The organism is Rhodobacteraceae bacterium M382, assembly GCA_025141015.1.
Classification (GTDB): domain Bacteria; phylum Pseudomonadota; class Alphaproteobacteria; order Rhodobacterales; family Rhodobacteraceae; genus Aliisedimentitalea; species Aliisedimentitalea scapharcae.
This window is the reverse complement of sequence record CP081098.1, coordinates 3,880,514-3,904,558: the sequence shown is the minus strand read 5'-3', so window position 1 is coordinate 3,904,558 and position 24,045 is coordinate 3,880,514. Positions and strand designations below refer to the sequence as shown.

The window sequence follows — 24,045 nt, the reverse complement described above, 5'->3', positions numbered from 1 at the left end:
GTATCGGTTCGATATGGAGCTTGGAAACGTATGCGCAAGGTATTGATTGGTTTGATTATGCAGATTGTTGCCGTTTGTTCGGTCTACGCTGCGGAACCGGTGCGGATTGTGGCCTTTGGGGATTCTCTGGTGCATGGCTATGGGTTGCCGTCCGACGCCGGGTTTGTGCCGCAAATGCAAAAATGGCTGGACGGCCAGGGTATCTCTGCGTCGCTGACAAATGCGGGAGTGTCAGGCGACACGACGGCAGGTGGCGCGGCGCGGGTTTCCTGGACCTTGGGCGACGGATTTGATGCCATGATCGTGGTGCTGGGCGGCAATGACACCCTGAGGGGGCTGGACCCGGCGCAAACGCGATCCAACCTGAACGCTATTCTGACGGAGGCGGAATCCCACAAAGTCGCGGTGCTGTTCGTCGGTATGCAGGCACCTGGCAATTTTGGAGCGGACTACAAAACCAAGTTCGATTCACTGTACCCCGATCTGGCTGCCGCACATGACGTTGTGTTTTTCCCTTATTACTTTGCCGGAATCGCCGATCGGGCCGACAACCCAGCCCAGCTGCGTCTGGTGATGCAGGGAGACGGTATTCATCCGAACGCCGATGGTGTGGCCGCCATTGTCGCAGCGATGGGTCCCTCGGTGGTTGAACTGATCACCCAGGTTCGGCGTTAAGATCACAGAGACAATTCTGATCGGACTACAGAACAGTGACCGTGGTTCCGACCGGAACCCGGTCATACAGGTCGATAACGTGTTCGTTGATCATTCGGAAACACCCATTTGACGCCGCGGTGCCGATTGTATCAGGCTGTGTTGTTCCATGAATGCGAATGTAGGTGTCGCGCCCGCCCTGAAACAGGTACAAAGCCCGTGCACCCAACGGATTGTTCGGACCTCCGGGTTCGATGTAGTCGGTGCCCTTGAACTTTGCATACGTACGCGGGCTGCGTTCGATCATTTCGTCCGTGGGTCGCCAGGTGGGCCATTCTTTTTTGACGCCAATAACAGCCTGACCGGTGAACTCCAGTCCGGCTTGCCCTACACCGACGCCATAGCGGATCGCTTTGCGCTTATCCGTCACAAAATACAGGTAGTAGGACGATGGCAGAACCAACAATTGCCCTGGTTCGAATTCTTTGCGAATGCGGACAACTTGCGGGTTTGGATCATAATCTTGTTTTTGGGTTTTGGCCGAAACAGCACGGGGTAGAAACAGCGCCGGTGCAGCCAAGGTTGTCGTGGCAAGGAAGGTTCTTCGTGTGAACATGTCAAAACCTCATTCTTTGGAAACACATGGAGCCATGTTCGGCCTGTTGGGTGCAACGGTCAATGAATTTGACGCGAAGCCCAGGAAATCGACGCCAGTGTTGCAAAAGCCAGGGCACAGGTAGCGATCCAGCCGAAATACCAAAGCTGACCGGCCAACATGTCTTCTGCATACGAAGCGGTAAAGCGCATCTTGCCTGTCTGGGCCAGAACAAAGGCCACCAGCGTCAGCCCGGCAAAGCCCAGTTTGCGCACGCCGCCCGGCAATTGCAAAATCCAAGCCGTAGCAGCCAGGCTGAAACCGACCGGAACCCCCACCCAAATCACTTTGTCTGCCCACCAAGGGTGTGCGCCCAACATCGCGGGCAGGTTGGTCAGATGTGCAATCACCGCTGCAAGGGCCACAAGAATTCCGGGGCGGAAGATGCGAATGAGCTGTTTCATGAACCAAAGGTGGCGATCCAGAGAAAATTGTCGAGTGTGTGTGACAGTTTTGTGAAGAATGTTGCCCGTCAGACTCGGTGAATTGAACGTTGTTTTGGACTGCATCGTGGTGGGGTGGGACGGCGATGGGTTGCCGATGCAGGTACGATTGCCTATCTGAGAAATTGAATATGATCCAATAAACCGGAGGCATCTCTAATGGGTGACAAAACTCTTACCTGCCTGAATTGTGGTCAGTTGAATCGAGTGCCTGAAGACAAGCTGACAGCCGGCCCCAAATGCGGCCATTGCGGCAAGGGATTGATGACCGGACAAGCAATGGATGTGAGCCCGGCCGTTTTGGAAAAAGCTTCGAAAAACGATGATCTGCCATTGGTGGTGGACTTTTGGGCCCCGTGGTGTGGCCCCTGCAAGATGATGGGCCCTGAATTTTCCAAGGCTGCCAAAACGCTGAATGGCAAGGCGCGCCTGGTCAAGCTCGACACGCAGAAACACCAATCGACCGGCGGGCGCTATCGCATCCGCGGTATACCGACCATGGTGGCCTTTGAGCGCGGCAAGGAAAAGAAGCGTCAGTCCGGTGCCCTGCGTGCAGGGCAGATTGTCGGCTGGGTCAAAGGGTAGCTCTGACGGCAGTCCGAGATGGGGTGGGTCTGATGACCCACCCTGGTCTGGCACTTAGGCCAGAGCGATATCGTCAGCGCTTTCACGCCCGTCACGACCCGAGCGCAGCTCGTAGGTGACTTTCTGGTTGTCGGCCAGACCGGTCAGGCCTGCGCGCTCAACAGCAGAGATGTGCACAAACACGTCTTTGCCGCCGTCTTCCGGTGCGATGAAGCCGAAGCCTTTGGTGGTGTTGAACCATTTCACGGTGCCATTGGCCATATCCGTGTCTCCTCAAAATATGCTGCCCACGGTATGCGGCAGCTTGGCGTGTCGTCGTCTGGATCGATAGACTGAACGCCGATGGTCGGAGACAGTAGGTCGAAATAGAAACGTTAGCGATCTGAGATATGGCATCGGTGAACGCGTCTTACAAGAGTGAAGAACGCATCAATTCTCCCGACGTTGCGCAATGCCACATCGGGGGGACGGCCTGAAGGCTCGGAAAAAATGTAAGCTAGTCAATATCGTATCCGCATTTTTTGGTGCGGATTGGAAAACGAAGGCCGATCGGGATCGGCCTTCGTCAGTGGTCTCTGAAAAAATCAGGCCAGCTGGATGTTTGTCGCGTTTTCGCGGCCGTCACGGCCGGATTCCACGTCAAAAGTCACTTTCTGATTGTCGGCCAGACCGGTCAGGCCCGAACGCTCGACAGCAGAGATGTGCACAAACACGTCTTTGCCACCGGTTTCAGGTGCGATGAAGCCGAAGCCTTTGGTGGTGTTGAACCATTTTACGGTGCCGTTGGCCATATCCGTAGTCTCCTAAATAATGTTGCCCGCGTAGCTGCGGCAACCTGGCGTCGTAGGTCTGGATCGAAAGACTGAGCGCCGTATAAAAGGAGACAGTGGTCGAAAAAGAAAAACGTAAGCCCGATGCGTATGACAGGTGAAGAGGACTCTGGCAAGGATTGGTTTTGATTCAGAAAATTAGCAGCCAGACGGCGCTGACCCATGCACGGGGGCTCTCGAACCGTTTCAGGTTTCTTCCTGGGTCTCAGGGTCTTTCGCCGGGCGGTGGATTGCCCCCACGCGCATCGTCCGTTATCACACGCTCTGATCTGAATGTCCCAGCACGGAGCCCAACCATGGCCGCCTATCAGTACGTCTACCATATGCAGGGTGTCTCCAAGACCTATCCCGGTGGCAAGAAATGCTTTGAAAACATCCACCTGTCGTTTCTCCCCGGTGTGAAAATCGGTGTGGTCGGCGTCAACGGTGCCGGTAAATCGACTTTGATGAAGATCATGGCTGGGCTGGATACCGACTTCACCGGCGAGGCGTGGGCGGCCGAAGGTGCCAAGGTCGGGTACCTGCCGCAGGAGCCGAAATTGGACGAAACATTGAGCGTGCGTGAGAACGTCATGCTGGGCGTGGCCGAAAAAAAGGCCAAGGTGGATCGGTTCAATGCAATCGCCGTCGAGATGGCGGAAAACTATACCGACGAGCTGATGGAAGAGATGACTGCTCTTCAGGACGCCATTGATTCTGAAAACTTGTGGGACCTGGACAGCCAGATCGACATCTCGATGGAGGCGCTGCGGTGCCCCCCGGATGATGCCGAGATTGCCAATCTGTCGGGTGGTGAAAAACGTCGCGTCGCGCTGTGCAAACTGTTGCTCGAAGCGCCTGACATGTTGCTGCTCGACGAACCGACCAACCACCTGGACGCGGAAACCATCGCCTGGCTGCAACAGCATCTGATCGACTACAAGGGCACCATCCTGTGCGTCACCCACGACCGTTATTTCCTGGATGACATCACCGGGTGGATCCTCGAACTCGACCGTGGTCGTGGCATTCCGTACGAGGGCAATTATTCCGCGTGGCTGGAGCAAAAGGCCAAACGGCTGGAGCAGGAAGCCCGCGAGGACAAATCCAAGCAAAAGACGCTGGAACGCGAATTGGAATGGATGCGTCAGGGTGCAAAGGCGCGCCAGGCCAAATCCAAGGCCCGGATCAACGCCTATAACGATCTGGCCAACCAATCCGAACGTGAGAAGCTGGCCCGTGCCCAGATCGTCATCCCCAATGGCCCCCGTCTGGGTGGCAAAGTGATCGAGGTCGACAATATCGCCAAACACTATGGCGACAAACAGCTGGTCGAAGGGCTGTCCTTTGCGCTGCCGCCCGGTGGTATTGTCGGCGTCATCGGTCCCAACGGTGCCGGTAAATCGACCCTGTTCCGGATGCTGACCGGTCAGGAACAACCCGACACGGGGTCCGTGACCTATGGGGATACCGTCAAACTGTCCTATGTGGATCAGTCGCGCGATGACCTGAACGACAAGGACACCGTTTGGGAATCGATTTCAGGCGGGGCCGAGATCATCGAACTGGGTGATGCACAGGTGAATTCGCGCGCCTATTGTTCGTCGTTCAACTTCAAAGGTGGCGATCAGCAGAAGCCGCTGAACCTGTTGTCAGGCGGGGAGCGCAACCGGGTCCATATGGCGCGTCTGTTGAAAGAGGGCGGCAACGTGCTGCTGCTCGACGAACCGACCAACGATTTGGACGTGGAAACCCTGCGGGCATTGGAAGACGCGCTGGTCGATTTCGCCGGCTGCGCCGTTGTGATCTCGCACGACCGCTTCTTCCTCGACCGGATCTGTACCCACATCTTGGCGTTCGAAGGCGACGCCCACGTGGAATGGTTCGAGGGTAACTTCGAGGACTATGAAGAAGACAAGAAACGCCGTCTCGGCGCAGACGCGCTGGAGCCCAAGCGGTTGAAGCATAAGAAGTTTGTGCGTTAACCGCTACTCACCAAAAGCGGAGAGAGAGTAATCTCCCTTTCTCTCCGACAACCCATAGAAATCACTTCTCTTATCTACATTCTTAAGGACGGCGTACTCTTCCAACAGCGGTTTGAACTTGTCACCTTTCTTAGATAACCCGTTAAGGAAAAGTAGCATGACTTCATCGTCAGACAGCTGAGCTCGGATCAAGTTTGTATAAAGACGCTTATCAATACCCTCACTCTTGTGAACATATTTGAAAATATTGTACAAAGTTCGAAAATAGTGCCCCAGCTCCGAAGCGTGACCGGGATGAATATCATCTCCATTGTAGAATTTTTCATATGCGCTTCCCATCCACCCGCTCTCTCGTTGCTCCATAAAGGGACGCTTTTTGGCAGGGGGCCTCCATCCGGCAACTCGTGTCAAAAACACAGGAAAAACGTCTTTTCCTGTTACTGTGGGTTTATCTTTAGATTTCAAATCCATTTCAGAAACAATTTGATTGAACACTGCCAAATATTGGAAAAACGTACTCTCAAAAGCTTGCACTCGTTGTCTCTGGAGTTGAACATCAGCCAGCTTTTGCTGTTTCTCCATCATCCGCTTCGTTCCCTTCAATTCAGACTTCAAAAGCCTAACCTCGTGCTTTTGAAGGAAAATTGCATAGATCACCGCTGCAAATGCCAGCCCCGTAAAGAGGGCATTTATAGCCCCAAACATATCACCGTATGTCCCTCGCACATCCGGCTTAGAGCCACCTAAGAAGAAGATGTTCCCGCCCCACATCATGCAAACAAGAATAAAAAGACCAAACGCCATCCACAGGCTTGGCCCCTTTTCTTCGCTCGCGTCTTTTTCATCAGAATCACTTTTCAAAAACAATCTCCAACTATCAGCGTGAATTTGGATCACTACAATTTCAAATCACAGCCCTAGTGAGAACGAATGCCGCTAACTCCTCCCCAACACAAGACCCGCACTTGATCTTGGGGAGGTGCAAAGCGCCTTCCCGGGGGAAGGTCAGGCGCGGGGCGTGCCACTGTGTGACGCGCTCCAAGGGAGGCGGTGCGTTTGTCTTAAGGTGGCCCTGCGCCAACCAATTGATTTCTCCCCCATTCTATGTGCATCAAGGCCGTCATGAGTAACAGGTTGCCGCATATGTGCCCGGGGATGCGGGTTGGGTTGCTTGGGGGGTCGTTTGATCCGCCGCATATGGGGCATGTGCATATCACGCGCGAGGCGTTGAAACGCTTTGGGTTGGATCGGGTGGTTTGGCTGGTGTCTCCCGGCAATCCGCTGAAAACGCGGGGGCCTGCGCAATTGACGCGGCGGATGCAGGCGGCGCAGGAGCTGTTGCGCCACCCGCGCGTTCAGGCCAGCGATTTCGAAACTCATGTGGGCACTCGGTATACCGCTGAAACGCTGTTCGAATTGCGGCGGCGGCATCCAGGGGTGCAATTCGTCTGGTTGATGGGGGCCGACAATCTGGCGCAGTTTCACCGCTGGAAGGATTGGCGCCAGATCATGGAAACGGTGCCGGTCGGGGTGCTTGCCCGGCCCGGTGATCGGATCTCGGCGCGGATGTCCCCGGCGGCGCGAATCTATGGTAAATATCGGCTGTCCAGCCGGGCCAGTCACCTGTTGGGGCAATCCCAGGCCCCCGCGTGGTGCTTCGTGAACGTGCCCATGATGTCGGCCAGTTCGACCGAAATCCGCGCCAAAGGCGACTGGCCGCAGAGGTAAAACAGGGATGAACCGAGGGTGAATGGTCGTCTCTGATCCGGAAACACTGTGTGGATCGCCACATATTGATTGCTTAAGCGGCGAATTACCCTTGAAAAACCGGTCTAGACCCGATTCCATTCAGGGGTGATGATTAGAGTGACCAAATGGCATTGAAGCTGACAAGACGTGGGTTTGTCGCCGGGCTGAGTTGTGTGGCCTTGCCCGCGACCGGATGGGCAACGGCCCCTACCAAATCCTTGCGCCCGATTGCCCGTGGAGCAGAGTTCACAGCCCAGGCCCAAGGTGGGATCGAGTCTCTGGTGCGACGCTCTGGCATTCAGGGGCATGTGGTCTGTGCCGTGGCCGATGTGAAATCGGGCCTGCATCTGGAGGCGCTGAACGGCAAGGAAAGCCTGCCACCTGCCAGTGTGGCCAAGGCGCTGACTGCGCTGTATGCGATGGAAGTTCTGGGGTCGAATTATCGGTTCGAGACGCGTGTCATTGCCACGGGGCCAATCAAGAACGGCGTTTTGAAAGGCGATCTGGTGTTGCAGGGGGGCGGGGACCCGACGCTGAATACCGACCATCTTGCGGCGCTGGCCGCCGCGGTCAAATCCAAGGGCATCCGTGAAGTGCGCGGCACGTTCAAGATTGACGACAGCGCGCTGCCCATGGTGGCCAGCATTGACTCTGAACAGCCTGATCATCTGGGGTACAGTCCGGCGGTGTCCGGGATCGCGCTGAATTATAACCGGGTGCATTTCGAGTGGAAGCGCGGCTCCAAAGGCTATTCCGTCGCCATGGATGCCCGCACCGAGAAATACCGCCCCGAAGTGCATATGGCCAAGATGAAGGTCATCAAGCGTCAGGTGCCGGTCTATACCTATGCGGATCGCAATGGCGTGGACAATTGGACCGTGGCCAGTGGAGCGTTGGGCAAGGGTGGGTCCCGGTGGTTGCCGGTGCGCAGACCAGCGGCCTATGCGGGGGATGTCTTTGCCACAATGATGCGGGCGAATGGGGTTGTACTGAAAAAGGGTGTCGTCGGGAGATCGACCGGAGGTACTGTTCTTGCACAACGCCAAAGCGTGCCATTGTCTAAAATACTCTATGGAATGTTGAAGTACTCCAACAATCTGACAGCAGAGATGGTCGGTATGACCGCGACCGCAGCAAGGGGCGTCAGAATGCGGTCACTCAAGGATTCAGGCGGTGCCATGAGTGATTGGGCCGCACAGCGGTATGGAATGACGGGGACACGTATGGTGGACCATTCCGGGTTGGGCGATGCGTCGCGCATGACGGCCGTGGATCTGGTCGGAGCGCTGGTCAAAGTCCGCAAAACCGGGGTTCTGCATCCGCTGCTCAAACCATTTCCGATGCGTGATGCCAAGGGGCGGATCAACAAGACACATCCGATCAAGGTGAATGCCAAAACCGGGACGCTGAACTTTGTCTCTGGATTGGGTGGATTTATGACGGCTGCCGACGGAACCGAACTGGCCTTTGCCATATTTGTTGCTGATGTTGATCGTCGGGCCCGGATAAAACGGGCGGACCGAGAGGTGCCAGCGGGGGCGCGAACCTGGAACCGGAGTGCGAAGAAGCTGCAACAGAAGCTGATAGAACGCTGGGGTGCGTTGTATGGATCGTGAGGTCGCGCCCCGAGTTTAGGGCAGTGGCAGGGCCAGCCCGTCTATGTGTCGGATTGGCAGATCGGATGGGTCGAACCCGTCAAGACAGCGCAGATTGACAGCCCAGCCCGTGAATTCGGGAACTCCCGCAGCGGTTTCATCCACGGTATTCCTACGTGGACGGCGAAACGGGAGAATCCCGCACGTCTTGCAGAAGTAGTCCCGCGCCGTGCCCGTGCCCCACACATAGACGTGGAGATCTTCGAACGGGGTCAGGAGTTCGATCTGATCTTGCTTAACACGAAAGATCAACGCGCCGCGTTTGTGACAGATGGAACAATTGCAAATCCGCTTGTGGTCGACGGCGGCGCTCAGCCGGAAACGGACCCGGCCACAATGGCAGGACCCGTTGTGAACCGGGGTCTTGCCGCCTGACATTACACCACGTGGCGCGCGCGGGCACCGCGTTCGATGGCGGCGGCGTGCAAACGGTCAATGTTCAGCTCGTGGCGGATTTCCTCGAGAAGACGCAGTTCAGGTTCGGCCAGCGTGCCGTCTGCAGCCGCAACATCACAGGCCAGCGCATAAGCGGTTTCGTTCAGACGGTCAGGCAGGTCGCCGCGGATGAGCCCGAACAAGGCATCAAGCCCGTCTTCCTGTTCCAGCAGATCAAATACGGTTTTCGAAATCCGGCTGATCCGGTCGATGTCATATTTGGCAAACACCGGCAGCATGTTGACTGCAGATTGGATTTTCACCAATTCGGCCGTGCGGATGGTTTCGTCCGAAGCCGAAACCGCCACCATGATGGCCACAAGGCAATCCTGAGGGGTCATCGAATGTGAGGGTTGCTCGGTCATTTGTTTTTATCCTTCGTGCGGCGTTACGTGGGTTCAAGATACGGAGGCAGGGAGGCGGGTACAACACCCGCTGACGCGAATGCGCAACATTCGGCTGCTGTGGGGGCAATGAGGCTGAGCGCGCGGGCCGTGAGCGGCGGACGGGTGTTTTGTCGCAAGCGGACACCGATATGTGGTTCGAGTTTATTGACTCATGCTGCACCAGCACAATAGACGGGTTCAGTCGGCTGCATGGGGCAGCCCTGATACGTGATGCGGCAAGATTGCCGCCGATGGAGAACGACATGTCCGAACTGCGCGAAACCGCTCTGCAGAGCAAAGCCTGGCCGTTTGAAGAAGCCCGCCGGGTGCTCAAACGTTATGCCAAAGGCGCGCCGGAGAAGGGGTATGTGCTGTTCGAGACCGGCTATGGCCCGTCGGGTCTGCCGCATATCGGCACGTTTGGCGAAGTGGCCCGCACCACGATGATCAAGACCGCGTTCGAGTTGATCAGCGACATTCCGACAAAGCTGATCTGTTTTTCGGATGATCTGGACGGGATGCGCAAAGTGCCGGGCAATGTGCCCAATTCCGAAGGCCTGCATGAACACCTGCAAAAGCCGCTGACCAGCGTGCCGGATCCATTTGGCACGCACGACAGCTTTGGTCACCACAATAATGCCATGCTGCGGCGGTTCCTAGACACCTTTGGCTTCGACTATGAGTTTTACTCCGCCACAGATTTCTATGGTACGGGCCAATTCGACGAGATCCTGAAGCGCGCAGTTGATAAATACGATGACGTGATGGAAGTGATGCTAAAGTCGCTGCGCGAAGAGCGGCGTCAGACGTATTCGATCTTCCTGCCGATCCATCCGGAAACCGGTCGGGTTCTGTATGTGCCGATGAAGAAGGTGGATGCCGAGAGTTACACGATCACATTTGATGATGAAGACGGCAAGGAATGGACCCTTCCGGTGACTGGCGGCAATGTGAAGTTGCAGTGGAAGCCGGACTTTGGCGCGCGCTGGGCGGCTCTGGAAGTCGATTTCGAAATGTACGGCAAGGACCACAGCACCAACACGCCTATCTATGACAAGATCTGTCGGATTCTGGGTTGGCGCGCGCCCGAGCATTTCACCTATGAGCTGTTTCTGGATGCCAGCGGTCAGAAGATTTCCAAAACGTCCGGAAACGGGATTTCGATTGATGAATGGCTGACCTACGCGTCGACCGAGAGTCTCGCCTATTTCATGTACCAGAAGCCCAAGACCGCCAAGCGGATGCATTTCGATGTCATCCCAAAGGCGATGGATGAATATCACCAACAGCTGCGCGCCTATCATGGGCAGGAACTGAAGGCGCAGTTGAACAACCCGGTGTGGCATATTCACGGCGGGGATGTGCCTGAATCCAAAATGGTGGTGCCATTTGGTATGTTGCTGAATTTGGCATCCGTGGCATCAGCCCATGACAAGGAAACGCTGTGGGGGTTCATCCGGCGCTATGCGCCCGAAGCCACCGCCGAAACCCATCCGGATCTGGATGCAGCTGCGGGGTATGCGGTCAAATACTACGAGGACTTCATCCAGCCAGCCAAAGTCTTCCGTGCACCGGATGACGCAGAACGTGCCGCGTTGGAAGAATTCCGCGCCAAACTGGCCGCGTGGGATGGGGAAACGGATGGCGATAGCCTGCAAGGCATCGTGTTTGAGGTCGGCCGCGAGCATTTCGGCAAAGAAAACATGCGCAACTGGTTCAAAGCGCTGTACGAAGTGCTGCTGGGGGCCAGTCAGGGGCCGCGTTTTGGCGGCTTTGTCGCGCTGTATGGCGTGGGTGAAACCATTGCGCTGATCGACAAAGGCCTGGCGGGCGAACTGGGATAACCTGTTCAGCCGTTTGACCTGAAGGTAAGAAACACTACCTCTACAGCAGCCAGCTGGGGAGGTTTGTTATGCGTCGATTTTGGATTCCGATTGTTTTTGCTCTGATGCTGACCGGAACGGTGCAGGCGCAGAGCGCCGATATCAAAGCGGTTATCGGAAAACAGATCGAAGCCCTCGAAGTCGATGACTTTGACCGTGCATTTTCCTATGCCAGTCCGACGATCCAACGTTTGTTCGGGACGCCACAGAACTTTGGATTGATGGTGCGCCAAGGGTATCCAATGGTCTGGCGGCCCGCTGATGTTCAGTTCCTTGAATTGCGCGAGACGGAAACAGGGTTCTGGCAAAGAGTCATGGTGACCGATCTGTCCGGCCGTGTTCATTTGTTGGATTACCAAATGATTAACTCTGGAAGTGGATGGAAAATCAATGCCGTACAGCGGGTTCAGGCAATTGGTGCCAGCGCGTGAGCAACGCGACCGTGACGGTGGTGTGAGGACGAATTAAGACCCATACCTTATTCCCTTTTTTCGCGTTCGGGTGCTGCCCGGACCCGAGCATGACCTAAAAGCTCCGGTGATCAGCCGCGGGCGGTTTTTGAAAGGGATTCGAATGAACAAGGCAATCACCGAGGGGGTGCTGCTGACGCCGCCCGCGTTCGAGAATGGGCTGAATGTATGGTCAAGCGGCGATGGGACACCGGGGTCTGACACCTATGCTTCGGCCCCCAATGCTGTGCTTGTCCCTGCGGATCAGGACTTTGGCAGTTGTTTGGAGCTGCAAAAAACCACATCAACCACCAAACTGCGCTACATGGGCGAAACGCCGATGTTGCCGGGGTGTTATCTGCAGATCAAAGTGCGGATCAAGGCTGTCAGCGGCAATCTTCCAGACGTTCGTGTTGCAGCCTGGGCCGGGGCCAGTGGCGGGAGCCATGTCGCTGGAGTGACCGAAGTTGGTACGTCAACATCATTGACCAGCTATGGTCAGGTGGTCGAAGTGACCGCGATTGTGGGCCCTGGTCTGCGTGGCGGTGTTGATATGGTTTGGGGGCCAGACGCCCTTTACGGCCATTTTGGCATTGATCTGACAGGTCCCAGTGGCGGCGTGGTTCGCATTGACGACATCGAGATCAACGACATCAGCGGCATCTATTTGCGGGATCTGATGAGCGTTGTGGACGTCCGCGATTTTGGCGCGGTTGGGGATGGCGTCACCGACGACTCGGCCGCATTCGAAGCGGCGGATCAGGCGGCCAACGGGCGCAACGTTCTGGTGCCTGCCGGGACCTATCACCTTGCCAGTGGAGCGCAATTTGTTTCCGAGGTCGAATTTGAAGGCACAGTAACGATGCCGACTGATCAGATGCTGTTGCTGACCAAGAATTTTGATCTGCCAGCTTATATCTCGGCTTTTGGAAACGAAGAGCTTGCCTTTAAAAAGGCGTTTCAGGCGTTGCTGTTCAATTCGGATCACGAGTCCCTGGACATGCGGGGCCGCAAGGTCGCCGTGCACGAACCGATCGACATGAAGGCTGCTGTGCCCAGCAAAACCAGCTATGCAACGCGCCGCGTGATCCGAAATGGTCAGCTCGAAGCGGTTGCATCCAGCGTTTGGGATACAGAGACATTCGTGTCGCAGGCGACATACAGCGCGTCGGACAGTCGGGTCCTGACAAATGTGGTGAATGTTGCCAATATCCCGGTTGGGTCCTTGATTGAAGGTGCCGGTGTTGGTCGCGAAATCTACGTGCGCAGCAAAAATGTGGCCGCTGGTGAAATCACCATGAACGCGCCCCTGTTCGATGCCGAAGGGACGCAAAACTTCACCTTCAGAAGCTTCAAGTACCTGATTGATTTCTCGGGCTTCACCAAGCTAGACAAATTTGGGATGGAAGATATCGAATTCCAGTGCAACAACCACTGCAGCGCCATTCGCCTGGCAGACAAAGGGGCGACCTTTTCGTTGCAGGATTGTTTCATCTCCCGTCCCAAGGACCGCGGGATTACTTCGATCGGGGGCGGGTGTCAGGGGATGCTGATCGATCGATGCCAATTTCTGTCGTCCGAAGAGCCATTGGATGTCCCTGACCGGACGTCGATTGCGATCAACGCCAATGCCAATGACGTCAAGATTCGCAATTGCCGTGCGACCCGGTTCAAACATTTTGCGCTGTTGGCGGGATTTAACAGCATGGTTCTGGGCAATCACTTCTTCCAGGGTGACGGTGTGGCAAACGGGGTTCGCAGTGCGGGTCTTGTCATTATCAGTTCGTTCACCAGTTGCACGATTTCGGGGAATTACCTGGATAATGCCTTTATCGAATGGACCAACGAACAGGACCCAAACCCGGATTACCTGAACGGGTTCTCCTTTAGTTCGATGGCAATCACCGACAACATCTTTTTGTCGGGTGATGTGGCCCCCTGGTTTAGCTACATTGTGGTGAAACCGCATGGAACCGGGCATTTCCTGAACGGTGTGTCGATCATGGGGAACAAATTCCGCAGCATCAATGGCACCATCGACCGGGCCGAACGGGTGGACACAAGTTTTGCAGACTTGAACCGAAACCGGTTCAAGAATGTGAGCTTTGAGGGCAATACGTTCCACAACGTGAGCGCGGTCGTGTCCAATCCATTGCGCGTCCGTCATGAACAGGCCACCGAGGCCGCGGTTTGGAATGTTAAGACCGACGGGCTGTTGCCGTTCCAGGGATATGCCAGGAACATGGACAGCGTGGTTCCGATTGGTCCGCTATCGGATTCTGGGGGGACCACGCGATATATCGCGCCCTATGCCGCGGTTTTGGAAGGCGCGAATTTCGATGTGGTCAAGCTGAGCTGGGGCCAGGCGGTCAAAGGTGAAGCCAACGTGATCATCCGGATGGACAATTTCTCGTAGGCGTTCAATTCTTGGGGCCGTGCCACGTTGCGCGGCCCCTTGTTCAAGAACGTGACTGATCAGAACTCCTTCCAAAAGGCGAGTTTGACGCCAATTGATTTGTGGTTTCCAACGCTCTTTCGTTCGGCGCCAATCACCCAGGAGATGTTGTTTTTTGTGCGATATCTGATGGATGGAATGACGGCCCAATTTACCGGACCGATGGCGGGGCGCGACGTTTCGATCTGAAGCATTGGTTGCAGCCGTTTGGTGCCGGACAGGCCGATTGTGGTGTCCAGCTTGATCGTGGGGCCGGGGAGGCCCTGGCGAAATTCGCTGGCCAGGTCGATTGCGAGCCATCCGTGACCAAATCGGGTTTCCAGGTTGCGGCCATAAGACAGCGTCAGCTTTTGCATCTGTTCCCGAAAACCGCCAAAGAAATACAGACCCAGCCCAAGCTCGGCAGAAAAGCGGTATCTTGTTCGAGGCTTGCCCAGCGGGACCCGTGCAAACAGCATGGCATGGCCGGACGAAAAGCTGCCCTGGTTATAGTCCAGGCCAACGGTCAATTTCTGAGCGAGCCCGTATTCCGCGTAGACGCTGGTTTCATGCCCAAGGTAGTCGGGGAATTGACGCAGTGTCGACGACGTCGCGATAAATCCTGTGCCTCTGTCGCGCATCCATGCGCCCGCCTGCGCCGGGGTGGCGAGGACGACGTGCAACAGAACGCAAACCAGGATCGCGCGCATGGCTCCCTCCCTGTTAACAGGTTTCGGTAAACTTGGTTAAGGTTTGGTTACGAACCGCGCCGCTGCGGCGATCCCACACAGCGATTGGACATTGCACCCTGTGAAGATCGGGTTATGCTGCGTCGCAGCGAAGAGGGGTGTCGTCATGGGCCAAATCATCACCATTGCACAGCAAAAGGGTGGCGCGGGGAAAACGACGCTGGCTGTCAACCTGGCTGTTGCGTTCTCGCGGGCGGGCAAATCGGTTGCTCTGGTCGATATTGATCCGCAAGGCAGCGCCGGTCGCTGGTTCATGACCCGGCTTGAGGTCATGGACGACCCAGGGATCGAATTTTCGACCGCGTCGGCCTGGGGGATCAGCTATGAAATCCGCAAATTGCGGGAAACCTTTGATATCGTCATCATCGACACCCCCCCAAAGGCAGACAGCGATTTGCGCCCCGCATTGCGCGCGGCGGATCTGGTTCTGGTGCCAGTGGCCAGTTCGCATCTGGATCTGTGGGCCGTTGAGATGGTGCTGTACCTGGCCGACCGCGAAGACAAGGAGACCATGCTGGTGATGACCCGTGCCCGTCCCGGTACCCGCCTGACAGCCGATGTCACGGAAAAGGCCCGCGGCCTGAGCGCCCGTCTGGCTGAAACACCCATGTCAAACCGGGTGGTCTATGCCGAAACGCTGGGTCAGGGCAAAGCTGCGGTCGAAGCACCAAAGGGCCCTGCGCATGGAGAAATGGCGGCACTGATGGCCGAAATACGCGACATTCTAAATACTTCCGAAGACCGGGCCGCCTGATCCAAGGTGCCAGTCCGGGCAAATGTTTGGTGAAAACCTGTTCCCTGTTGGCATTGAATTGGCTTAGGCTGAAGATGTCCAAACGGAGGAACACATGCCCAATATTGCCGAAAACAACGAAATCCAGACGGTCATTACAACATTCGAAATGACGCCCGGCACTTGTGAGGATCTGCTGGACGCGCTCAAGGCTGCTTATGCTGACTTTATCTCCAAGCAGCCGGGGTTCATTGCGGCTGGGCTTCACGTCAACGACGCACAGACCCGGATTGCCAATTATTCGCAGTGGCAACGTCGGGAAGATTTTCAGGCGATGTTGCGCACGCCCGAGATGCGGCGACGCAACCGCGATATAAATGAGCTGTGCAAGAGTTTCGAGCCCGTGATGTACGATGTTGCCATGACCTTTGATTGACCAAAATCGGGGTCGGAATTCGTGTCCCCTGGAACCATGATTTGAATCAAGGCTCGTTTCGGAATCACGGGTGATACTGTGCTCAGCCGAAAAGGAGCGATCTCATGTATCACAATATCCTTGTTCCGATTTCTTTTGACAGCGAACGCGATGTGTCTGGACCATTGAAATTGGCCCAGATGCTTTCCACACCCGAGGCGCAGATCACGCTGTTGCATGTCGTCGAACATATTCCAGCCTACGCCATCAGCTATATGCCCGCCGATTATTTGGCCGAGGCCCGGGCTGCCATCCAGGGGGAACTGGATGCGCTGGCCAACACAATACCAAACGGGCGCGGATTGGTCATCGAAGGGCATTCCGGTCGGTCAATCCTGGATTGGGCCGAGGTCAACAAACCGGACTTGATCATCATTGCTTCTCACCGTCCGGGCATGCAGGACCTGCTGTTGGGGTCGACCGCAACCCAGATTGTGCGTCACGCGAGTTGCGCCGTGCATGTCGTGCGCTGACCAATCTGTCACATAGATAATACATTCAAATATGTGCATTGAATGGATGACTCAAAGTGTCAGGGCGTCGCCGTTTGGCGGTGCCCTGGTCATGTGAATTTGGAGGAAACATTCATGAAAAACCTTGCGCTCGCTGTTGTTATGGCCGGTCTGGCCGGTCCCATTTGGGCCGACCCCGTACAAATCACCCGTGAAATGCCTGCTGCAGAGGTGCCGTTGCCCGAAGGTGGCACGGCAACCATCTCGCGCATTCAGGACAACGACAATGTCGTGTCCGGTGATTGGGCCAAAACCTCGCGCGCGTGCCCGCCATTTTGTGTCCAACCGATGAGCCCGGCCGAAGGCGTGACCACGATTGGGGAGCTGGAGTTGATCGCCATGTTGCAGGACCCCAAGGCCATTGTGGTCGATAGCCGGATCCCGGACCATTACAAAACCGGGACCATCGCCGGGTCAATCAACATCCCCTATACCGAAGCCGCCGACCGTCTGGACGCATTGGGGTGTGAAATCGACTTTGACGGCTTTGACTGTGAGGGGGCCAAACCGGTCGCGCTGTTTTGCAATGGCCCATGGTGCGGCCAATCTCCCAATGCCGCGCGCAACATGATCAAGGCCGGGTACCCAGCAGATTTGATCCACTATTATCGCGGCGGAATGCAGGTCTGGCGGATGCTGGGGCTAAGCGTCGAAAACTGAGTCTTTGGACCACCCGCAAGGCAGGTCCGCCCTGCCTTGCGGCCCGCGTCACTGGATACAGCAGATGTCGCCATGTTCGGCCCGGCGCATGAGACGATCGAAATCTCGCCCCTTCATTTCGACCAGGGTCTTGTGATCTCCGGCTTCGAACCAGACAGTTTCGAGCCCGGTGAGGCTGTCGTCGATCACTGTTGGAACGTCATAGGCCATACCGACAGGCGGCGCGGCACCAAGATCGCAATCGTCAAAAACAGGCACCATGTCTGCTTCGCGTGCCAACCCCAACCGCCGGTGCATCATTGCCTGCAATGCTGTCAGGTCGACCTGCTGGGTTGACGGAATCACGGCCAATAACGGACCTTCCTCCATGTGGATCAGCACCGATTTTGCCAGACGATCACCCGGTACATGCGCCGCCTCTGCGCATTCCTGCGCTGTGGCAGCATAGGGGTGGGCACGCATGTCATAGGGGAGGTTGCTGGCCTCCAGGTGGTGTTTCAGTCGCGCAGCTATCATTTTGTCCTCCTTCCAGATTTGGAGCCCAGAAAGGAACAGTCGCGGTCGCGGTACTCCCCCGACAGGGAGCGACCGGAGCGTCCTAGGTGGGAGGTATCTGCCAGTCTGCGCCTGTTGGGGTGAGTCGGGCAAGCACTGTGCACAAGGGAGGCCTAGAGAGCAAAAACTGCCAGGGCGACCAGCACAGGGGCCACAGCCAAAGGCACCCCCAACCATTGCCAGTTTTCAGACCGCGCCAGGATCACCGCTGGCAGAACACAGGCCGCGACAATCATGTATCCGGCCATCAACAGACCAAACGCCATGCTCTGTCCGGCGGCATCCGTCGAGGTCAATGCCACATCCAGCGTCATCGCCATCAGAAACAGGAGCTGACCCAGGGACAACAGGTAAATTACACTCCGCATGTGCGAATTTACCACAATTATGAGTTGTGTGGTAGGGTGCGCCCGGCCAACGGACTTGCAAGATATGGCGAGCATGTCAAAGATCGGGCCATGACACGGAATGAATTCAATACCTTCTGCGCTGGCCTGCGGGTGACCACCCATGTGGTGCAATGGGGCAATGCGGACGTATGGAAAGTCGGTGGCAAGGTGTTCGCCATTTGTGGCTGGCACGATGGTGAGGCCGCCTTTACATTCAAGGTTAGCGACATCGCCTATGAGGTGCTGCAAGACGAACCGGGCATCCGCCCCGCGCCCTATCTGGCCTCACGCGGGATGAAATGGCTGCAGGTCTACGAAGAACGCGGCATGACCGACGCCACCCTGCGCGATCATATCGTGATGTCCTATGACATGGTGGTGGAGAAATTGACGAAGAAGCTGCGGGCGGAGTTGGGTCTATAGCGTAAAGATCCGAAATCTTTGAAAGATTTCGATCCGCTTTCTTTTCAAGAAAGCGCTACCGCAGGTTTGGTAAGCCAGCGTACAGGGGCGCGGTTGCAAAAGATAATGATTTGGCCTGAGTTTTCTGCCACCTGAAAACCGCGTCGGTGAACTTCGCACATGAAACGATCCATCCCCGCAAAACGCTCGATATCCCGCGCTTTTCGTCGGATTACGCCGCCTTGCTGCACGGCTTTGGATGTGAACAGGTCGTTCAGCCAAACTTCTGGTGAAAGAGGCGAGTTTCGAGTCTGCATAGAGCCAAGATGAACGATGTTTGGTTAACAAAATGCTAACCTAGGTCGCTGTGAAGTGAACGGGCAAAAGAGGACAGCGTGCCAAGGTGTATCCAACTCTGAAGACAGGATACACAATTGACGAAGAGACGCAGTTTTTCAGACAAGTTCAAATTTTTGCCCTCGCAATAGATGTGTTCTCTGTTCAATTTGAGGTGTCAATCACCTCCCCCGCCGCTTCACATTTCCCCCACGTTGCCCCGGCCTCCCGGCTGTTGATCGGCCCTTGGCTTTCTGGGCGGCTTCTGATGCTTTTTCGACCGCCCATTGTCGCGCCATGGGGTCGTCGGCGATGGTGAGGTCGACCGCTTCGAGCCGTTTGACTTCATCGCGCAGGCGGGCGGCTTCTTCGAACTCCAGATTCTCGGCGGCCTTGTGCATATCGGTGCGCAGCCCGTCCAGAACCGCTTCGAGATTGGCACCATGCAGTGGCTTGTCAATGGTGGCGGTGACGCGGTTCATGTCGGTGTCGCCCTGATAGAGCCCTGCCAATACGTCCTCGACGTTCTTTTTCACCGTTGCGGGGGTGATCCCGTGTTCTTCGTTATAGGCAATCTGGCGGGCACGGCGGCGGTCGGTTTCAGCCAACGCGCGTTCCATCGACCCGGTGATGCGATCGGCGTACATGATCACCCGGCCATCGGCGTTCCGCGCAGCGCGGCCAATGGTCTGCACCAGTGATGTTTCGGACCGCAGGAACCCTTCCTTGTCCGCATCCAGAATGGCCACCAATCCACATTCGGGGATGTCCAATCCTTCGCGCAGCAGGTTGATGCCGATCAGCACGTCAAAGGCCCCCAGCCGCAGATCCCGCAGGATTTCGATGCGTTCCAATGTGTCGATGTCGGAATGCATATAGCGCACCTTGATGCCCTGTTCATGCATGTATTCGGTCAGATCCTCGGCCATGCGTTTGGTCAGCGTGGTGACCAGCGTGCGATACCCATCGGCGGCGACCTTGCGCACCTCGTCCAGCAAATCATCCACCTGCATTTCGACTGGGCGGATTTCGACAGGCGGGTCCAACAGGCCGGTGGGGCGGATCACCTGTTCGGTAAACACACCGCCGGTCTGTTCGATCTCCCATTTCGCCGGGGTGGCCGAGACAAACACCGATTGTGGGCGCATGGTGTCCCATTCCTCGAACTTGAGCGGGCGGTTGTCCATGCAGGACGGCAGCCGGAATCCGTGTTCAGCCAAGGTGAATTTGCGCCGGTAATCCCCTTTGAACATGCCGCCGATCTGGGGCACGGAAACGTGGGATTCATCGGCAAAGACAATGGCGTTGTCGGGGATGAATTCAAACAGCGTCGGGGGCGGTTCACCCGGTGCGCGACCGGTCAGATACCGCGAATAGTTTTCGATTCCGTTGCAGACGCCGGTGGCCTCGAGCATTTCCAGATCGAAATTGGTGCGCTGCTCCAGCCGCTGCGCTTCCAGCAGCTTGCCATCGCCAACCAATTGATCCAGCCGGATGCGCAGTTCCTTTTTGATTTCGATGATCGCCTGCTGCATCGTAGGTTTCGGTGTCACATAATGCGAATTCGCATAGACCCGGATCTGTTCGAACGTATCGGTTTTTTCCCCGGTGAGCGGGTCGAATTCGGTAATCGACTCCAGCTCTTCGCCAAAGAAGGACAGCCTCCAGGCGCGATCTTCGAGGTGGGCGGGAAAGATCTCCAGACTGTCGCCACGCACCCGAAAAGACCCGCGTTGAAATGCCTGATCGTTGCGTTTGTATTGCTGGGTCACCAGATCCGCGATCACGGCCCGCTGGTCGTATTCGCCGCCGGTTTTGAGATCCAATGTCATCGCGCCATAGGTTTCGACCGAACCGATGCCATAGATGCAACTGACCGAGGCGACGATGATCACATCATCGCGTTCCAATAATGCCCGGGTTGCCGAATGGCGCATGCGGTCGATCTGTTCGTTGATCTGACTTTCTTTCTCGATATAGGTGTCGGACCGCGCCACATAGGCCTCGGGCTGATAGTAGTCATAGAAAGACACAAAGTATTCGACCGCATTGTCGGGGAAAAACCCTTTGAATTCACCATACAACTGTGCAGCCAATGTTTTGTTTGGTGCCAGGATTATGGCGGGGCGTTGGGTTTCCTCGATGACCTTGGCCATGGTGAAGGTCTTGCCGGTGCCGGTCGCACCCAGCAGAACCTGATTCTGTTCCCCATCCACAATGCCCTGGGTCAGTTCCGCGATTGCGGTGGGCTGGTCTCCGGCCGCGTTGAATTCCGTTTGCATCCGCAACGGAATCCCACCTTCCAGCTTGGGTCGGGCCGCCACATCCGGCGCGGCAGTGTTCATCAGGGCGTCGGATTTGTCGGAATGGGCATACGGCATGAACAAAGATTCCTTTCGCGCCTGATTTTGATCTGTTTTTGTTCTTGTTCAAGAGGCATTCGTTAACATGCTCCAGATAGGGTTGAGACAATTGGTACCTTGCCGCCACGCGCGGTTCAGCGCATATAGGGCACAGCAAATGACGACGGAGACTGCGATGCGTGCGCGGATTTTCAAGCCGGCCAGAAACGCCATGACCTCGGGTATGGCAAAAACACGGAAATGGGTGCTGGAATATGCGCCTGCATCCGCGCGTGAAGTGGACCCGCTGATGGGCTGGACGTCCTCCAGCGACACCCAGACCCAGGTGCGCTTGCGTTTCACAACCAAGGAAGAAGCGGTGGAATACGCCCGCGACCACGGTATTGATGCCCAGGTCATGGAGCCACATGCCCGCAAGGCAAATGTGCGTCCTGGCGGATACGGTGAAAACTTTGCCACCAACCGCCGCGTTCCCTGGACCCACTAATAGGAACCACGCGTGTGATTGACATCAGATTGGCAGACCCGGCGGCGTCGGATCTGCGTTCGTTGATTGACGCAAACCTGGTACACGGGGCCGATGCGGCCCCGGCCGAAAGCGATCATACCTTTGGCGTCGATCAGCTGCGGGGCAGCGATGTGCGTTTCTGGGCAGCTTATGATGGCGCGACGGCCGTTGGATGCGGCGCGTTGAAATCGCTGAGCGATGGCACCGCCGAGGTCAAATCCGTTTACGTATCCACAGCGGCCCGCGGCCGCGGTATTGCCCGCCAGATCATGCAGCATCTTGCAACTGCGGCGCAGACAACAGGGATCACGGCGCTGGTATTGGAAACCGGATCTGACCTGCTGCCTGAATATGACGCAGCGCGCGCGCTGTACGAACGGCTGGGCTATATCTATTGCCCGCCGATCCTGGGGTACGAAGAAGACCCCAACAGCGCATTCATGCGGCTGGACCTGACGTCCGGCGATTGAGCGACCTTCAACCGCCGTCCTGTTTCAACATCTCAATCATTTGGTCGCGCATCACGAATTTCTGCGGCTTGCCAGTGATGGTCATGGGGATCTCTGTGACGATCCGGAAATGACGGGGCACCTTGAAATGGGCGATCTGGCCCTGACAGAAGTCCCGCAGCTCATCCCCGGTCAATTCACACCCGGGTTTGGCAATTGCCCAGGCACAGGCCTCTTCGCCGAATTTGTCGTCCGGGATGCCAAAGACCTGAACTTCGCTGATCTTGGGATGGCGGAACAGGTATTCTTCGATCTCGCGGGGATAGATGTTTTCGCCGCCCCGGATGATCATGTCCTTGACCCGCCCGACGATGGAACAGAACCCGTCCGCGTCAAACACTGCCAGATCACCAGTGTGCATCCAGCCGTCGCGGATGCTGTCGGTGGTTTTGTCCGTGTCATCCCAGTAACCCTTCATCACCGAATAGCCGCGGGTGCACAGCTCTCCGCGCGCGCCAACTGGAACGATCTGGCCCGTGTCATCGACAATCTTGACCTCCAGATGCGGGTGCACCCGGCCAACGGTTTCACAGCGTTTGTCAGTGGGGTCGCTCACGAAACTTTGGAACGACACCGGCGCGGTCTCGGTCATGCCGTAACAGATGGTGACCTGATGCATATGCATCCGGGTGTTGACCTGCTCCATGACGTCGACCGGGCAGGGGGCACCGGCCATGATGCCGGTGCGCAGGTTGGACAGGTCGCGGGGCGTATGGTCCAGATCTTGCAACATCGCCACAAACATTGTCGGCACGCCATAGACGGCCGTGCAGCGTTCGCTTGCCAGCACATCCAAGGTCTGGGCCGCATCAAAGGATTCGCCAGGGAACACCATGGCCGCACCTTTGCTGACCGCGCCCAGCACCCCCATGACCATGCCGAAACAGTGATACAGAGGCACGGGGATCGCCAATCTGTCATCTTCGGTCAGTTCGATCCGGTCAGTGACAAAACGCGCGTTGTTGACGATGTTGTAATGCGACAGGGTTGCCCCCTTGGGCAGACCCGTCGTTCCGGATGTGAACTGGATATTGATGGCATCATCTGGCGACAGGGTTTTGTCGATCTCGTCCAGCCGCAATTGCTGTGCCGGACCACCCAGTTGGCACAACTGGTCAAAAGAATAGGTGCCCGCAACACCGCCATCACCCAGCACGACGACGCTGCGAAGATGTGGCAGCTTTGCGGCCTGTAATCGGCCTGGGGCACATGTGTCCAGTTCGGGGGCCAGGGTGTGAATCATTCCGACATAATCCGAGGATTTAAAGGCGCTCGCAGTGATCAGCGCCTTGCAGCCGACCTTGTTCAGGGCATATTCCAGTTCGGACAGGCGATAGGCCGGGTTGATATTGACGAGGATCAGACCAACCCTGGCGGTGGCGAATTGGGTCAGGACCCATTCATACCGGTTCGGCGACCAGATCCCGACCCGGTCTCCTTTTTCCAATCCCAGCGCCAACAGACCCGAGGCCAGCTCATCCACGGCGCGGTCCAGATCATAATAGCTCATCCGGATGTTCTGTTGCGAAAATACAGCCGCCTCACGCGGGCCAAACCGGGACACCGCGTCGCGCAGCAGTTGCGGGATCGTGACATAGGTCAGCGGCGGGGTGGTCGCCCCGCGCACATAAGATTTGCCACCTTCCGGCGCAGTTGCTGCGGTCGGCGCGTCGGTGCCGGTATTCCACCCGGTGATCCGCGAGGCCAGGCTTTCGTTCAGGATCGACATTTT

At 56.6% G+C, this 24,045-nt stretch carries 27 protein-coding genes; 15 read left to right on the top strand and 12 right to left on the bottom strand.

Going from position 1 to position 24,045, the window contains the following annotated elements; genetic code table 11:
- Positions 1 to 30: 30 nt before the first annotated feature.
- Positions 31 to 675, top strand: a complete 645-nt coding sequence (locus K3727_18085; protein ID UWQ90651.1) for an arylesterase — start codon at positions 31 to 33, stop codon at positions 673 to 675.
- Between the two features lie 25 nt (positions 676 to 700).
- Here K3727_18085 and K3727_18080 read toward each other — a convergent pair whose 3' ends face one another.
- Positions 701 to 1,270: a L,D-transpeptidase gene (locus tag K3727_18080; GenBank protein ID UWQ90650.1), complete on the bottom strand. Its 570-nt coding sequence runs from the start codon at positions 1,268 to 1,270 to the stop codon at positions 701 to 703.
- 59 nt (positions 1,271 to 1,329) lie between these two features.
- The gene (locus tag K3727_18075) at positions 1,330 to 1,713 is read right to left on the bottom strand and encodes a hypothetical protein (GenBank protein UWQ90649.1); all 384 of its coding nucleotides are present in this window, start codon (positions 1,711 to 1,713) and stop codon (positions 1,330 to 1,332) included.
- A gap of 198 nt (positions 1,714 to 1,911) precedes the next feature.
- Here K3727_18075 and trxC point away from each other — a divergent pair, with 198 nt between their 5' ends.
- Positions 1,912 to 2,337: a thioredoxin TrxC gene (gene trxC / locus K3727_18070; GenBank protein ID UWQ90648.1), complete on the top strand. Its 426-nt coding sequence runs from the start codon at positions 1,912 to 1,914 to the stop codon at positions 2,335 to 2,337.
- Between the two features lie 54 nt (positions 2,338 to 2,391).
- Here trxC and K3727_18065 read toward each other — a convergent pair whose 3' ends face one another.
- Together K3727_18065 and K3727_18060 are read right to left on the bottom strand one after the other, a co-directional pair.
- A complete protein-coding gene (locus K3727_18065) occupies positions 2,392 to 2,598 on the bottom strand; it encodes a cold-shock protein (GenBank protein ID UWQ90647.1) in 207 nt (68 codons plus the stop codon).
- Positions 2,599 to 2,921: 323 nt separating this feature from the next.
- Positions 2,922 to 3,128, bottom strand: coding sequence for a cold-shock protein (locus K3727_18060; GenBank protein ID UWQ90646.1), 207 nt, complete (start codon positions 3,126 to 3,128; stop codon positions 2,922 to 2,924).
- A gap of 335 nt (positions 3,129 to 3,463) precedes the next feature.
- Between K3727_18060 and ettA the strand changes: the two genes are divergently transcribed.
- A complete protein-coding gene (ettA, locus tag K3727_18055; GenBank protein UWQ90645.1) occupies positions 3,464 to 5,131 on the top strand; it encodes an energy-dependent translational throttle protein EttA in 1,668 nt (555 codons plus the stop codon).
- Positions 5,132 to 5,134: 3 nt separating this feature from the next.
- Here ettA and K3727_18050 read toward each other — a convergent pair whose 3' ends face one another.
- Complete coding sequence (locus tag K3727_18050; protein UWQ90644.1) at positions 5,135 to 5,992, bottom strand: putative phage abortive infection protein; 858 nt, start codon at positions 5,990 to 5,992, stop codon at positions 5,135 to 5,137.
- 243 nt (positions 5,993 to 6,235) lie between these two features.
- On the opposite strand from K3727_18050, the gene K3727_18045 reads away from it, so the two are divergent.
- Positions 6,236 to 6,859, top strand: coding sequence for a nicotinate-nucleotide adenylyltransferase (locus K3727_18045; protein ID UWQ90643.1), 624 nt, complete (start codon positions 6,236 to 6,238; stop codon positions 6,857 to 6,859).
- Positions 6,860 to 7,005: 146 nt separating this feature from the next.
- Positions 7,006 to 8,496 (top strand): D-alanyl-D-alanine carboxypeptidase/D-alanyl-D-alanine-endopeptidase, encoded by a 1,491-nt coding sequence (gene dacB, locus K3727_18040; GenBank protein ID UWQ90642.1) that lies wholly within the window; start codon positions 7,006 to 7,008, stop codon positions 8,494 to 8,496.
- A 15-nt stretch (positions 8,497 to 8,511) separates the two neighbouring features.
- Here the strand turns inward: dacB and K3727_18035 are convergent, their stop codons facing one another.
- Together K3727_18035 and K3727_18030 are read right to left on the bottom strand one after the other, a co-directional pair.
- Positions 8,512 to 8,913, bottom strand: coding sequence for a GFA family protein (locus K3727_18035; GenBank protein ID UWQ90641.1), 402 nt, complete (start codon positions 8,911 to 8,913; stop codon positions 8,512 to 8,514).
- Positions 8,913 to 9,335 carry a tellurite resistance TerB family protein gene (locus K3727_18030; GenBank protein UWQ90640.1) on the bottom strand — a complete coding sequence of 141 codons (423 nt, stop codon included), beginning with the start codon at positions 9,333 to 9,335 and terminating at the stop codon, positions 8,913 to 8,915. Before K3727_18030 ends, K3727_18035 begins: the two co-directional genes overlap by 1 nt.
- Before the next feature lie 284 nt (positions 9,336 to 9,619).
- On the opposite strand from K3727_18030, the gene K3727_18025 reads away from it, so the two are divergent.
- From K3727_18025 to K3727_18015, 3 genes are all read left to right on the top strand, one after another.
- On the top strand, positions 9,620 to 11,200 hold the full coding sequence (locus tag K3727_18025; protein UWQ90639.1) for a lysine--tRNA ligase: 1,581 nt from the start codon (positions 9,620 to 9,622) through the stop codon (positions 11,198 to 11,200).
- A gap of 68 nt (positions 11,201 to 11,268) precedes the next feature.
- Positions 11,269 to 11,670, top strand: a complete 402-nt coding sequence (locus K3727_18020; protein ID UWQ90638.1) for a DUF4864 domain-containing protein — start codon at positions 11,269 to 11,271, stop codon at positions 11,668 to 11,670.
- Positions 11,671 to 11,812: 142 nt separating this feature from the next.
- Entirely contained in the window at positions 11,813 to 14,104 is a 2,292-nt protein-coding gene (locus tag K3727_18015; GenBank protein UWQ90637.1) for a glycoside hydrolase family 55 protein, read from the top strand.
- Between the two features lie 59 nt (positions 14,105 to 14,163).
- Here K3727_18015 and K3727_18010 read toward each other — a convergent pair whose 3' ends face one another.
- Entirely contained in the window at positions 14,164 to 14,832 is a 669-nt protein-coding gene (locus K3727_18010; GenBank protein ID UWQ90636.1) for a hypothetical protein, read from the bottom strand.
- A 145-nt stretch (positions 14,833 to 14,977) separates the two neighbouring features.
- Here K3727_18010 and K3727_18005 point away from each other — a divergent pair, with 145 nt between their 5' ends.
- From K3727_18005 to K3727_17990, 4 genes are all read left to right on the top strand, one after another.
- Positions 14,978 to 15,625: a ParA family protein gene (locus K3727_18005; GenBank protein UWQ90635.1), complete on the top strand. Its 648-nt coding sequence runs from the start codon at positions 14,978 to 14,980 to the stop codon at positions 15,623 to 15,625.
- Between the two features lie 94 nt (positions 15,626 to 15,719).
- Positions 15,720 to 16,040, top strand: coding sequence for an antibiotic biosynthesis monooxygenase (locus K3727_18000; protein UWQ90634.1), 321 nt, complete (start codon positions 15,720 to 15,722; stop codon positions 16,038 to 16,040).
- A gap of 104 nt (positions 16,041 to 16,144) precedes the next feature.
- Positions 16,145 to 16,552 (top strand): universal stress protein, encoded by a 408-nt coding sequence (locus K3727_17995; GenBank protein UWQ90633.1) that lies wholly within the window; start codon positions 16,145 to 16,147, stop codon positions 16,550 to 16,552.
- Positions 16,553 to 16,666: 114 nt separating this feature from the next.
- Complete coding sequence (locus K3727_17990; GenBank protein UWQ90632.1) at positions 16,667 to 17,251, top strand: rhodanese-like domain-containing protein; 585 nt, start codon at positions 16,667 to 16,669, stop codon at positions 17,249 to 17,251.
- A gap of 48 nt (positions 17,252 to 17,299) precedes the next feature.
- On the opposite strand, the gene K3727_17985 is transcribed toward K3727_17990, so the two are convergent.
- Together K3727_17985 and K3727_17980 are read right to left on the bottom strand one after the other, a co-directional pair.
- Positions 17,300 to 17,767: a YbaK/EbsC family protein gene (locus tag K3727_17985; protein ID UWQ90631.1), complete on the bottom strand. Its 468-nt coding sequence runs from the start codon at positions 17,765 to 17,767 to the stop codon at positions 17,300 to 17,302.
- A 152-nt stretch (positions 17,768 to 17,919) separates the two neighbouring features.
- The gene (locus K3727_17980) at positions 17,920 to 18,174 is read right to left on the bottom strand and encodes a hypothetical protein (GenBank protein UWQ90630.1); all 255 of its coding nucleotides are present in this window, start codon (positions 18,172 to 18,174) and stop codon (positions 17,920 to 17,922) included.
- Between the two features lie 90 nt (positions 18,175 to 18,264).
- On the opposite strand from K3727_17980, the gene K3727_17975 reads away from it, so the two are divergent.
- Positions 18,265 to 18,618: an MmcQ/YjbR family DNA-binding protein gene (locus K3727_17975; protein ID UWQ90629.1), complete on the top strand. Its 354-nt coding sequence runs from the start codon at positions 18,265 to 18,267 to the stop codon at positions 18,616 to 18,618.
- A 497-nt stretch (positions 18,619 to 19,115) separates the two neighbouring features.
- Here K3727_17975 and uvrB read toward each other — a convergent pair whose 3' ends face one another.
- Positions 19,116 to 21,314, bottom strand: coding sequence for an excinuclease ABC subunit UvrB (gene uvrB / locus K3727_17970; protein UWQ90628.1), 2,199 nt, complete (start codon positions 21,312 to 21,314; stop codon positions 19,116 to 19,118).
- Between the two features lie 157 nt (positions 21,315 to 21,471).
- Between uvrB and K3727_17965 the strand changes: the two genes are divergently transcribed.
- Complete coding sequence (locus K3727_17965) at positions 21,472 to 21,783, top strand: ETC complex I subunit (protein ID UWQ93446.1); 312 nt, start codon at positions 21,472 to 21,474, stop codon at positions 21,781 to 21,783.
- A 14-nt stretch (positions 21,784 to 21,797) separates the two neighbouring features.
- On the top strand, positions 21,798 to 22,274 hold the full coding sequence (locus K3727_17960) for a GNAT family N-acetyltransferase (protein ID UWQ90627.1): 477 nt from the start codon (positions 21,798 to 21,800) through the stop codon (positions 22,272 to 22,274).
- Between the two features lie 7 nt (positions 22,275 to 22,281).
- Here K3727_17960 and K3727_17955 read toward each other — a convergent pair whose 3' ends face one another.
- The gene (locus K3727_17955; GenBank protein UWQ90626.1) at positions 22,282 to 24,042 is read right to left on the bottom strand and encodes an AMP-binding protein; all 1,761 of its coding nucleotides are present in this window, start codon (positions 24,040 to 24,042) and stop codon (positions 22,282 to 22,284) included.
- Positions 24,043 to 24,045 lie beyond the last annotated feature (3 nt).